Raw genomic sequence first — 13,015 nt, forward strand, 5'->3', positions numbered from 1 at the left:
TTTTTTACTTCATTTTGTAATATTTGAATATCATTTTCATTATTAAAGTTTAACGTTTTTAATCCATTTATTTTTTCTTTAGATAGAGATGAAGATGAATTTTTATAAAATTCAATTGCAACCTTTTTATAATAATTAAATCCAAACTCATAATTTTTCATCAAAGCATTATTTGTATATAGTTTTGAATAATCAACATCTTTTAAATTATTTAAGAAATTTTCTCTTAAATATTCATTCATCGCTTTTGCTGATTCATAATTATAATGTTGTAATGCATTAGAGGCAATGTTTTCATTGTTGTCTTGATATATTTCTGTTCTAATATATTCGCCTGTGTTATCATCAAAAATATAATTCGATTTATCTTTAGAACTCAATGAATATTTATCATACAATTTTTCTAATTTATCATAATTTTTTGAAGATTTTCTTAATAAATCTTCATCACTAAAAGGCATTGCAGATGAAGAGTTCATTGCATTTGTCGCAGCTAAATTAATAGTACCAATAGCATTAATAACATTATCGCTATTAGTTAATTTACTAATGAAAAAATCATTGTTTATATCTAAATCTAATGAATAATCATCTAGATTATATGCTTCTACTAAATTTAATTTCTTTTCTTGATTATCTACATATAAATCACCTAATGCATCACTTAAATAAGAATCTATTTTACTAATTAGATTTTTAAAGTATTTTTTAAATAATAAAACAAGCGTATTAGAAGCAACATCTTTAGCAAAATATGCTAATCCTGAAAAATATAAAACATTTAATTGATTGAAAAATGTTCCTCTTTTACCATTTTTCATAAATTTAATAATTTCTTCAAATTTTTCTCATAAATTTGAATGTTTATTATCATTGATATGAAAAGCTTTTAAATGAGTTTTTAATATTTCAGCTTCATCTATTAAAGGTAAAAAGTTAAAAATTGAAAAATTGTTGTGAAATTTATTTAATAATTCTTCTTTTTGGCCAGGATTTTCCTTTATTTTCTTTTCTAATAAATAATTATTAACCGTCATCATTAAATTTGAAACAAATTTATTAACTATTTCTTTATATATAGAATCTTTAGAAGATATAACATTTTCATTTCTTTTACGTTTTGATCATTTAGAAGGATTTTTAAAATCTCTAATTTCATCACTTGGAGATTTTAAAATATAATCACCATAAAAATTAGCCTCATCATTTTTATCTATGTCAACTAAATATTTCTTATCGCCTTTTGTTGATTTTACTTTAATAATTGATGAACCTTTTCAATCTTGTTTAGCAAAATGATTATTAACAAATTCATCAACTTCATAAATATTGCCATTATGTTTTATATATCTTTTTGCATTATTGCTAATAAACTGTTTTAATAAATCTAAATTAAATTCATTATTAGCACTTTGAAAATTAATATCAGAAACACTTCCATTAGGAGCAGTAAATCTCTTATAATCAGTGTCAGTTAAATTATATAATCGCTTAAATTCGTTTATTCTTTCGTTTTCTGTAGAATAGGTACTTTTAATTCGATTGTAATTTAATACTATTTCATTAATTATGGTTTCTTTATTTGCATAATACTTATTATTAAACTTATAAATTTGTGCGCTATTAATGTATGAAAGTTTGGCATCTTTTTCATTATTATAAGCAACATTGTTTATCCCCAAATAAGCTCTTGTATTGTAATCTAAATTATTTAAATCCATTTCATTTAGTTGATCTAATGTTAAAGGCAAATTTGAATCATTTTCATATAATATATTTTGCTTTAATAAATTTACATCATGGCTTTTTATATTCTTATATAAAAATTTATTTAAATCTGCTTCAGAATTAAATTGTTTATTAATGTTATTAGCATAATAAATTGTTCTTTCATCATAGCTCATTGCTTGACTAATTTCATTTTTAACATGATTTTCAAATTCCGAAGAATTAGCAAAATATTTATCATTGTAATAAAAACCTTCAGATTTATTTCTTTTACCTATTGCCGCTATTGTAATAATACTTGGAACAATTGTGATTGGCAATAATGTTCCAAATAAAATAGATGCAATTTTATGACTTTTTTTCATTATATCTCTCCTTTTATTGATCTAAATATTGTTAAAGGTATTGTTATATTAATAATTAATAAAAGTAAAAATGTATAGATTAAATTAAGACTTGGATCTAATTCCAAAATGGGTGTCAAAATATCTTTATTGAAGAAAAATTTATTATTAAAAAAATAAGAGAAGTTTTTAACATATTCAAACACATTTCATCATAAAGGAAATGAAAGATTTGCGTTAGAATACATACAACTTTCTCTTATTTTTACTAATTTAATATCTTCGTTTTTGATATATATATTGCCAGTATATTTTTTACCATTACTCGTAAGAATATTCATTAATGTAGATTTTCCAGCATTAGTATGTCTAAGAAAATAAAAAGATTTAGTAATTAATTTAAATAAAATATTTTCTAATAACATTTTATTTTTAATTGGTTTTGAAACATTAATTATTTCAAGAATAATATCTTTTTTAATGTATTTATTAGAAAAAGTGTTTTCCATAATAAAATTATACATTTTTATTCTTTTGAATAAAATGATTAGATTAAATTAGGACAAAAATTTTGAACTCAAATTTTAACTTTTAATATAGTTTTCCACACATTGTGCTGCATTTTTTTATTTGCTTTTTTATTTAGAAAAAAGCTAGTTTTAATAATTTTTATAAATACTTTTTAACAATTTTTCTGATGGTTAGAACATGAGAGAAAATTTTAACAAGTAGGAAAATAAAATTGTTCATCCCAACTCAGTTTCTAATGCTAAAAATATTTTTAGTTTTCTTTTTGAAAATGAAGTTGAAGATTGAAAAGTTCTTTAATTTGTTTATTAGGTTTATAAGCAAGTTATTTAAATTTCTTGGATTAGCATTTAAAGTTGAAAGTATGATGTTCAGACTTTTTTTGATTTGGCGTTCGTCTTTGCCCTCTACATTTTTGATTTTGAAAAGTGATTGAATAGTTTCATAAATAAAATCAATAGTATGGTTTATTTTATCTTTTGAAGATATTTCCAAGAAGATTTTATTAAGTACTAATAATAAATTATATTTATTATTAATTAATCATTGTTTCCAGAAAATGTCAAAATCTTGTAGATGTGAATATAAATTAGAACGGTTAATTAAACTCTTCAAAATAAATTCAGAAAATTCTTCAAATGTTTTAAGCTCTGATAAATACTTTGTAATTTTAGTATAGTTTTGATTAATCTTGAAATTGGTTAAAATTTCAAGTAAATTAGTGTTCAAGCAATCTTTTAAAAATGAAAGGACAATATCTTGAAGCACTTCTTCATTATCATTTAAAGTTCGAGAATTAAAGATTTGCTTGAAAATATCATATGAATATTTTTGGTTACTTACTAAAACTGATTGAATAACTTGTTTTAATAAATATAAATTAATTTTATGTCCTTCAAATCAATACTCTTTTAATTTGTTTTGTATTACAAATAAAAGTTTTTCAAACTTTCCATTTTTTAAAAATAAGAGTAGTAAATCACGAGTATTTTTCTCTGATGTTAAATAATTCAATATTTTGCTTATTGATTCATATTCATAATAGTTAGGGATTTTTTCTTTAATAAAAACAGTCAAAAAGTTTGAATAATCATAGTTGTAGTATCTTACATAATTATCAATGAATGATGATATTGAAAAATAAGGGTTTAATAAGCTGCTATATTTATTTTCAAGTTTATTACGGATTAATAGTTTTTGGTTTAAAGTGTTACCATAAATTTTTTCAAATAATTTAGTAGTTGAAATATTATGTTCAAATATTTGGTCATAAGAATAAATATCTGATTTTCAATATTCCATATCATATTTATATTTATAATGCACGTTTGAATGTTCTGAACCTAATAAAAAGTTTTGCTTATTTAAAGAAAGTTTGCAATAAAGATCAAGTGCAATTTTTTTATACCCTTTTTCAGTTAGATAAAATGAAAAAAAGTTTTCTTCTAATAAATCTAAATTACTTGCAAAATAATGAAAATCATAAGTGTTAACAAAATTCAAATTAAGCTCATTAGCCACTTGCTTTTGCATATAATTAAATTTTCTGAAAATATAGTCAAATAAAGAAAGTTTATTGTCCTTATCAACATCTACAAATATTTCACTCATAACTTTTTCTAAATATAGAAAAGGTTTAACATAAGGAACTATAAAAATATGAGCATTGGTAATACTAGTTATTTTTTTCATCAAATGTTGAAATTTAGATTTCAGATTTGCAAGTTTTTGTTCAAATTCTTGCAAATTATCATCTAACAATTTTTGACGTTCTTCATCAGTGTGTTTTTTAATTGCATAAAGTTTAGTAATAGCAATATTTTCAAGAAGGTCGCTAAATCCAAGTGAAATGGTTAAAAGGTTTGCTTGTTTTACTTTTTGATAAATTACTTTAAAAATATTGTCTTGCAAGTTTCAAGATTTGAAATAATTTGAAAAAAAGTTTTTGAATGGATTTTTTACACTTCAATCTTGCATTTGAATGAAGTCAATTATTCTTTGATTTTGATTTAATTTCTTTTTATCTTGTTCAATAATTGCAGTTCAAAATTCTATATTAGAAAGTGGCATTGCAAAATTATCAAAGTTTTCCAAAATACAATTTTCAGATTCATTAATTAAATTAGCAAAAAATGAAGGATAACCTAGTCCTGAAATTGATTTATCAGCTTCTAGTTTTCCATTTGAATTAAAACCATATTTTGAATTTTGCCCCGAAGCAAAAGTGTCACCTAATGCAACATAACTAACTTTACCTAATAATGTATTTTTACTTGGTTTTTTAGAAAAGAATTCATCTAATTTTTCTATATTCATTTTTTTGCCCTTAATCATATGAGACATTATCTAAATTTTGTAAGTACCTTATTAAAACTTTGATACTTTTAGCTGTGTCAACCATTCCGCCTTGTTTCAAAAAGTTATTAGCTTTACCATATTTTTCAATTTCTTCAAATATTGCATCACTTTCAATGGCTGGTTTTAAATTGATTTCTAAAAGTCTTTCAGGATATTTTGAAGAAATCAAGCGGTATAAATATTCTACTATTTGACTTTCATTTAAAACTTCAGTTTTAATAGTAGTAGTTGCAATGAATTTAGCAGCCATTTCTTCAGTTTCTATTTTAGGAATCAATATTCCAGGAGTATCTTGAAGCATATAGTTTTTGCAATTAATTCATTGTTTAGCTTTTGTAACTCCTGCCATATTACCAACTTTAGCTGATGATGATTTTGAAAGTACATTGATTAATGTGCTTTTGCCTACATTGGGAAGTCCTAAAACAATGCATTTTAAGGGAGGAGTTAATTTATTTTTCAGTTCATTTTTCTTTTTTGATTGTTCATAAAAGAAGTTAATTTCACTATTTACTTTTTTATATATTGAATGTGATTTTAGATTGGTAAGTAAAACTTTACCTAATTTTTTATATTCGGCTAAAAAAGGTTGGAGCTTATTCAAATCACATTTATCTATTTTATTGAAGATAAATAAAATAGATTTACCATTAATTATTTTATAAATATCAAGATTAAAACTTGATTTAGGAATGCGAGCATCTAAAACAATGATAAATAGATCAAAAAGCTTGTGAGTTTCACGTAGTTCTCGCAAGGTTTTTGCCATATGTCCAGGAAATCAATTTATCATTTATCGCACCATTTATTTTTTAATAAAGTCTTTACCTTTAATTACTTCAAATTCAGAAAGCCCAGTAAATTTGTTTTGACGCATAATTTCATATAAAACAATAGAAACTGTGTTGGCTAGATTTAAACTACGGCATTCTGCAAACATAGGAATACGAAGGCAATTTGAAATTTTTTGTTGCATTATTTTTTTAGGAATGCCTGTGCTTTCAGTACCAAACATAATTCATAGTTCAGATTTTTCGATTAATTCTGCGGCAAATTTTACATCAGTATATGTCTTTTGTCCATATCTTGTAATGTAATAAATATTTTTTGAACCATATTTACGAGCAAAAGCATCGTAGTTTTCATGAACTTCATGAGGTATTTCACTCAAAAAATGTCCTGCTGCTTTACGTTTTAATCAATGAGGATGCAAATCAAAACCAAGTGGTTTTATAATGTGAAGTTTTGCATTGCAAGCATAACAAGTACGGATGATATTAGCAGTATTAGGACTAATTTCGGGACTATATAAAATTATATTGATCATAACTAAATATAATTTTAGCCAAAAATTAAAATAATTGGAGCAATCCAATTATTTTGCTGGTTTTGTAGCCTTTGCGGTTTTTTTTGCGACTTTTTCAGCAGCGGTTTTTTTTGCAGCAGGAGCTGGTTGATTTGCTTTGATTTCTTTTAATCTTGCTGATTTTCCAGTTAGATTTCTCATATAGAATAGTTTTGCTCTTCTAACTTTATTTTTTCTGGTAACTTCAATACTTGAAATCAAAGGCGAATTAATTTTGAAAATTCTTTCAACACCAATTCCATAAGAATCTTTTCTAACTTGAATTGATTTATTGATACCTTCACCATAAGCAGCAATAACAAGTCCTTCAAATACTTGGATTCTTTCTTTATTTCCTTCTTTAATTCTAACATGAACTCTAACGTTATATCCTTCCCTTACTTCTGGAAGGTCTTTTCTAATTTGTTCACTTTCAACACTTTCAATTAGTTTAGTTCTCATTTTTTATCCTTTCAATAATATCTTTACGATTCTTTAATGTTTTTATATATGCCTGTTCTTTCCTTCATTTTTCAATTTCTTTATGATTTCCACTTAGAAGTACAGTTGGAACTTTAAGACCTTTGTAGTTTTCAGGACGAGTGTATTGAGGATAATCCAAAAGTCCTTGATTTTCAAAACTTTCGTTTTGATGACTATCTTTTTTAATTACACCAGGACACAGTCTTGCAACAGCTTCGCTTATTACCATTGCAGGAATCTCACCACCTGTTAATATATAATCTCCAATTGATATTTCTTCATCTACAAAATGTAGTACTCTTTCATCAAAACCTTCATAATGCCCACATACTAATGTAATTTCAGAATACTTCGCTAGTTCATGAGCCTTTTTTTGATTGAACATTTGTCCTTGGGGGCTAAGTAAAATCTTATGTGAAGATTTTACAGTTTCAAGAGCTAGATCGATTGGTTCTACTTGTAAAAGCATTCCGCTTCCACCGCCATAAACCATATCATCTACTTTTTTGTGTTTTTCTTTTGAAAAATTTCTGAAATCAATAATGTTTATTTCTAAATGTCCTAATGCTATAGCTTTAGCTATGATACTTTGTGATTTAAAGGTTTCAAAATATTCAGGAAACAAACTTAGGATATTAATTTTCATACTTATTTTTTAGCAGTTGTTTTAAGTGAATAATTTTTATAAAAATCATTTTGTTTCAATAAGTTACGTACTGTTTCAGTAGGTTTAGCACCTTGTGATAAATGTTTTTCTACAAGTTCATAGTTCAAGTGAAGTTTTTTTGAGTTAGGGTCATAATATCCTAATTCTTCAATGAACTTACCATCTCTAGGTGCTCTGGCATCTGCTGCAACTATTTTATAGGTTGCATAGAATTTTTTTCCAGTTCTTTTTAATCTTAATTTAACCATATTTACCTCTTATAAATTAAACTTGATAAAGTATATCATAATATATCTTGTTAAGTAAAAATACTTTACAAAAAAATATTTGTATTATTGATGTTTTAAAATAAGATAAATTGAAAAAATGGTAAAATTATCATTATGACTGTATACGAAAAATTAAAAGAAAAACTTGAATTAGCACATTGCCCTTTTTCAGGGGTTAAGGTTGCATGCTGTGCAATTACTAGCGATAATAAAGCATTTTATGGAGTAAATGTCGAAAATCCAGCACTACCTAGCGGCTTATGTGCTGAAAGATCATGCTTATTTGGATCTGTTGCTTATGGTGCACAAGTAGGATCATTTAAAGAAGTTCACGTATTAAGTAATTCAAAGAAAATTTTATATTGCTGCAGTGCATGTTTACAAGTTATAACTCAATTTATCCAACCTGATGGAAAAGTATATTTCTATAATGTAGATGGCACTATGAGAGAAACAAGAAGTATCAATGAACTTGTTCCTTATCAAGTAAAAATGGAAGACGTCAAATTTCAATAAAAACATAAAAACTCAGAAATAAAATCTAATCTTCTGAGTTTTTATTTGCTAATTTTACTAACTTTTATGCATTTAACTTGCTTAATAATATAATAAACTAATATAGAAGTTTAAAGAAGGGGATATGAAAAAGCAAAATTTATTACTATTTTCATTAGTTCCAGTAGTGGTTAGCCCTATTGCAGTAATGTCATGCTCTAAAGAAATTACAGCTGTAATTACGAAACTTGAAAAAAAGGATATTGATTTTTTTACTCTAAAAATTAAGAATAATTTTTTGAATTTGATTGATAAATCAAATAACGAAACTTGACTAAACGAAAATATTTTAAAGTTTTCAAAACCACTTTTTAGTGATGCTTCTATTGATGAAATACCTACAAATTTGAATATAAGTGATGAGCAATATACTAATTTAAAAATTAACTTTTTAAATTTCTTTTATCCATTTGAATCTCAAACTATAAGTGAGAAAAAATCAGCTAATGAATTTATTAAATCAAAAGGTATTGCTAATATTGCTAGAAAAAGTAGTTTAATAGCAATTAATAGCTTGGAAGAATATAATACGCTAACTAAACCTTTTTGAGATAGTCACGCTTTATTTGATGCAATAAAAAAAGAATTTGATGCAACTTATAATAAAGAATATTTTGCTAAAAAATCTTTAATTTTACTTTCAAGTATTCCTGATCTAACTATGGATTTTGGAACTGAACAAACCGAAACTATTTCTTTTAAAATTAAAAATATTGAAAAAGAATCTAAGAACAAAGTTAAATTAAATATTAATGTTTATCATTATTTAAAAAATAAAAATTTAGGTCTTTCTACAATTCCAAAATCTGAAAGCAATAACTACATTATTGAAATAAATAAATCAGATATTTCAAATATTACAATGGTTGAAGTTAATGCAACTATTAACGAACTTAACTTCATAGAATAATATAATTAGTAAAAATTTACAATTTATGGCTATTTTTAGTCTATAAATTGCACAGATCTTAATGAAAAAAGAAATTTTCTTTTTTTTATTACATTGATATATAATTTTTTTAATTTTATTAATACTCATTAATATAAGGAAATAAAAATGGTTAAATTACTTCAATTTTTAGATAGAGATTTTGCTTCTGGCGAACCACCAAAGGCTTTTAAAACTTTCCATTTAATATTTTTATTTTCATTTTTAGTTTTTGCCATTGTACTTTCTATTATTTTATATAAGAGTAGATCAGAAAAAGTAACACGTTTAGTTGTTGGTCTTTCTTGAATGGTATTAGTAGTAGTTGAAATCTTCAAACAAATCTATGCTACTGGACACATTGATAAAAATGGTAAGGTTTACTGAACTTATGAAGGGGCGGCGTATGCTATACCACTGGTTCTATGTTCTATGCCACTTTATTTCATACCAATGTATTTAATAAGTTGAAACAAAAAAGTTAGAAAGGTGTTGCTTGACTTTATTTGTGTATATAACTTATATGGCGGAGCATTTGTTATGATGATATATCCAGGAGACGTATTTACCAAAAACATCTTCATATCATTTCATACAATGATATTCCATGGAACAATGTTATTTATTGGTATCTTCTTATTGTGAACACAAAGAGTTAAGATGAGTTTTAGAACAATACTAAACACGTTCATTATTCTTTGTATGCTATGAATTGTTGCTATTGTGGGAAATGAATTCTTCTATCAATTACATAAGGCTAAAAAAATAAATGTTCTAGTAGATATTCTAAACATTAGTCATAGAAGACCTAATCCATTTGCAGCAACCATTGCTCAAATTGTACCCGGTGTAAAAGATTGAATGGTAACAGCATTCTACCCACTATTCACTTTAATGGTTTGTTATACAATATTCACTGTATTCTGAGCTGCTTGATTATTAATTCCAAATATGATTGAAAAAGCTTGAAAAAAGGATAGAAAAATTGCTTTACAACTTGCAAGCAAAAAAAGACGTGAAAAACTTATTGCCGAAACCTTTTATGCTACACCTGCTGAACTATTAAATACTAATCAATAAAATGGCTTAAAGTCCATTTTTTATTTCCTTTTTTGTTCATATTCTTATTACATAACAATAACTATTTATTATTACGTTCTAGTTCAAGTAGTTTATCTTTTATAGAAACTCCTGCTGCATATCCCACTAATTTGCCATTTATCCCTATAACCCTATGACAAGGAACAATAAGTCCAATGGGATTTTTATTATTAGCACTACCTACTGCTCTATATGCTTTAGGGTTACCTATTGCTTCTGCAATTTGTTTATATGTTCTAGTTTCGCCATAAGGAATTTTACAAAGTTCTGCTCACACTAGTTCTTGAAACTTTGTGCCATGTGATTCATAAGGAAAATCTAAAATTTTTCTACTACCTTTTAAATATTCTAAAACTTGGAAATAGACTAAATCAGTGAGTGAGTTAGGTATATTTTTAACATCAATGCTTTTTTGAATGATTGAGAGTTCTGTGATTTTTCCAGCTTCGTTGTAACATAACTTCAAATAGCCTAATGGAAATTTATAAATTGCAGTTTTAATCATAATTAAATTATACTAAAACACCACAGAGCTTGCACTAGCTTGGTGTGGTGTTTTTGATATTATTGTTTTAAAATAAAAGTTAATTTTTAATAGTTATTTTGTTATTATTCTTCATCAACTACGGCTTTTCCACCACGTTTCTTAACTATTTCATCAGCTAAGTTTCTTGGTAGTTTTTCATAGTGATCAAATCACATTTGATAGTTACCACGTCCGGTAGTCATTGAACGTAGGTCAGTAGCATATCCAAACATTTCACTTAGTGGGATGTAAGCTTTAATAACATTTGCTCCATCAGCACGAGTTTCATTTTCTCTAACTTGGCCACGACGACGAGAAATATCTCCCATAACGTCTCCAAAGAAATCTTCAGGTACAACAACAGCAACGTCCATAATAGGTTCTAGTAAAACAGTTCCCAATACTTCTCTACCTTTTGTAAGTGATTTAGAAGCAGCTATTTTATAAGCTAGTTCAGATGAATCGACTTCATGGTATGAACCATCAAATAATGTTGCTTTAACATCGATTAAAGGATAACCTGCCAAAATACCAATTTGCATTTTTTCACGAAGTCCTTTTTCGATTGACTTGATGTATTCTTTAGGGATTTTACCACCAACAATTTTGTCAACGAATTCAAAGCCTTTATCAGGGTTTGGTTCATATTTAATTCATACGTGACCATATTGACCTTTACCACCTGATTGTTTCTTGTGCATACCTTCAATATCAGCTGATTTAGTAATGGTTTCACGGTATGAAACTTGTGGTGCACCAACATTTACTTGTATATTGAATTCACGTTTTAAACGGTCACAGATAATGTCTAAGTGAAGTTCACCCATACCAGCAATAATAGTTTGTCCAGTTTCTTCATCAGTTCAGTATTTGAAAGTAGGGTCTTCTGCAGCTAAACGTTGTAAAGCTAGTGAAATTTTTTCTGATGCATCTTTAGATGCAGGTTCTAAAGCTTGCGAAATAACAGGTTCTGGGAAATTCATGTTTTCAAGCACAACATCTTTTTGTTTTTCATCAATCAATGTGTCTCCTGTGGTTGAAAACTTAAGACCAACAGCGGCTGCTATATCACCAGTTCTAACTTCTTCAATATCAGTTCTACTGTTAGCATGCATTAAAATAATTCTACCAATTCTTTCGCGTTCACCTTTGGTTGAGTTATATACATAAGAACCTTTAGTTAAAACACCTGAATATACTCTGAAGTAAGTTAAATTTCCTACATAAGGGTCATTCATAACTTTGAATGCTAGTGATGAGAAAAATTCTTCATCTTTTGCAGGTATAGCGATTTCGGTTTCACCTTTATATGCTTTCATTGGAGGAATATCAACAGGCGAAGGTAAGTAATCAACAACAGCATCTAGCATCAATTTAACACATTTGTTTTTGAAACTTGTTCCACAAACAACTGGGAAGTATTCAGCAGAAATAGTTGCTTTTCTTAATGCTTTTTTAATCAAGGCAGCACTAACTTCTTTTTCTTCAAGTAGAAGTTCCATAATTTCTTCATCAAAATCAGCTAGTGATTCAGCTAATTCTGAACGCATCAACATTGCTTCTTCTTTTAAGTGTGCGGGAATAGGAATTTCTTTATAGTTTTCTTCAATCTTACCATCAAATTCGTAAGCTTTCATTTCAACAAGGTCAATTGTACCTGTGAATTGTGCTTCTTCACCGATGTTTAATTGAATAGCGTGAGCATTAGCTCCTAATAGTTTTCTTAAAGATTCAACTGATGCTTTGAAGTTAGCTCCAGCTTTATCCATTTTGTTTACATAAACAATTCTAGGAACTTTGTAGTTTGTTGCTTGTCTTCAAACAGTTTCTGTTTGAGGTTCAACTCCAGATTGAGCATCAAGAACAGCAACAGCACCATCAAGTACACGAAGAGAACGTTCTACTTCAACAGTAAAGTCCACGTGACCTGGAGTGTCTATAATATTAATTCTTTTACCTTTTCAGTATGCAGTAGTAGCAGCAGAAGTAATAGTAATACCACGTTCTTGCTCTTGGATCATTCAGTCCATTTGTGATTTACCTTCATGAGTTTCACCAATTTTGTGAATTTTTCCAGTGTGATAAAGTACACGTTCAGTGGTAGTAGTTTTTCCAGCGTCAATATGCGCCATTATTCCTATATTTCTATAGTCTTCAATTTTATATTCTCTAGCCATACTAAT

Annotated in this window: 12 protein-coding genes and 1 pseudogene; 3 read left to right on the plus strand and 10 right to left on the minus strand. The window is 26.7% G+C overall.

Annotated elements, in window-relative coordinates; translation table 4 throughout:
* The 8 genes and pseudogenes from JN03_RS08150 to rpsP all read right to left on the minus strand — a co-directional run.
* Window positions 1-2,093 (minus strand): hypothetical protein (locus JN03_RS08150; protein WP_134076406.1); only part of this gene is annotated, 2,093 nt, incomplete at its 3' end.
* Entirely contained in the window at window positions 2,093-2,596 is a 504-nt protein-coding gene (locus JN03_RS08155; protein ID WP_134076407.1) for a P-loop NTPase family protein, read from the minus strand. The genes JN03_RS08150 and JN03_RS08155, both read right to left, overlap by 1 nt.
* A 145-nt stretch (window positions 2,597-2,741) precedes the next feature.
* A complete protein-coding gene (locus tag JN03_RS08160; RefSeq protein ID WP_134076408.1) occupies window positions 2,742-4,916 on the minus strand; it encodes an SGNH/GDSL hydrolase family protein in 2,175 nt (724 codons plus the stop codon).
* Between the two features lie 10 nt (window positions 4,917-4,926).
* Window positions 4,927-5,751, minus strand: coding sequence for a ribosome biogenesis GTPase YlqF (ylqF, locus tag JN03_RS08165; RefSeq protein WP_134076409.1), 825 nt, complete (start codon window positions 5,749-5,751; stop codon window positions 4,927-4,929).
* A gap of 12 nt (window positions 5,752-5,763) precedes the next feature.
* Entirely contained in the window at window positions 5,764-6,285 is a 522-nt protein-coding gene (locus JN03_RS08170) for a tRNA (cytidine(34)-2'-O)-methyltransferase (protein WP_119863948.1), read from the minus strand.
* A 135-nt stretch (window positions 6,286-6,420) separates the two neighbouring features.
* Window positions 6,421-6,765, minus strand: a pseudogene (gene rplS, locus JN03_RS00035) (50S ribosomal protein L19); the annotation flags it as partial.
* The gene (gene trmD / locus JN03_RS00040) at window positions 6,755-7,432 is read right to left on the minus strand and encodes a tRNA (guanosine(37)-N1)-methyltransferase TrmD (RefSeq protein WP_036441604.1); all 678 of its coding nucleotides are present in this window, start codon (window positions 7,430-7,432) and stop codon (window positions 6,755-6,757) included. The pseudogene rplS and the gene trmD, both read right to left, overlap by 11 nt.
* Window positions 7,433-7,434: 2 nt before the next feature.
* Window positions 7,435-7,701 carry a 30S ribosomal protein S16 gene (rpsP, locus tag JN03_RS00045; protein ID WP_036441606.1) on the minus strand — a complete coding sequence of 89 codons (267 nt, stop codon included), beginning with the start codon at window positions 7,699-7,701 and terminating at the stop codon, window positions 7,435-7,437.
* Window positions 7,702-7,836: 135 nt separating this feature from the next.
* Here rpsP and JN03_RS00050 point away from each other — a divergent pair, with 135 nt between their 5' ends.
* The 3 genes from JN03_RS00050 (at window position 7,837) to JN03_RS08180 (ending at window position 10,285) form a co-directional block, all read left to right on the plus strand.
* Window positions 7,837-8,238, plus strand: a complete 402-nt coding sequence (locus JN03_RS00050; RefSeq protein ID WP_036444193.1) for a cytidine deaminase family protein — start codon at window positions 7,837-7,839, stop codon at window positions 8,236-8,238.
* A 124-nt stretch (window positions 8,239-8,362) separates the two neighbouring features.
* Window positions 8,363-9,187, plus strand: coding sequence for a hypothetical protein (locus tag JN03_RS08175; protein WP_036441613.1), 825 nt, complete (start codon window positions 8,363-8,365; stop codon window positions 9,185-9,187).
* A gap of 147 nt (window positions 9,188-9,334) precedes the next feature.
* Window positions 9,335-10,285: a TMEM164 family acyltransferase gene (locus tag JN03_RS08180; protein ID WP_036441616.1), complete on the plus strand. Its 951-nt coding sequence runs from the start codon at window positions 9,335-9,337 to the stop codon at window positions 10,283-10,285.
* A gap of 61 nt (window positions 10,286-10,346) precedes the next feature.
* Here the strand turns inward: JN03_RS08180 and JN03_RS08185 are convergent, their stop codons facing one another.
* Window positions 10,347-10,811 (minus strand): methylated-DNA--[protein]-cysteine S-methyltransferase, encoded by a 465-nt coding sequence (locus JN03_RS08185; RefSeq protein ID WP_134076410.1) that lies wholly within the window; start codon window positions 10,809-10,811, stop codon window positions 10,347-10,349.
* 104 nt (window positions 10,812-10,915) lie between these two features.
* Complete coding sequence (gene fusA / locus JN03_RS00070) at window positions 10,916-13,009, minus strand: elongation factor G (protein ID WP_134076411.1); 2,094 nt, start codon at window positions 13,007-13,009, stop codon at window positions 10,916-10,918.
* Window positions 13,010-13,015 lie beyond the last annotated feature (6 nt).

The organism is Metamycoplasma hyosynoviae, from assembly GCF_004365165.1.
In the GTDB taxonomy this organism is placed as follows: Bacteria; Bacillota_I; Bacilli_A; order Mycoplasmatales; family Metamycoplasmataceae; genus Metamycoplasma; species Metamycoplasma hyosynoviae.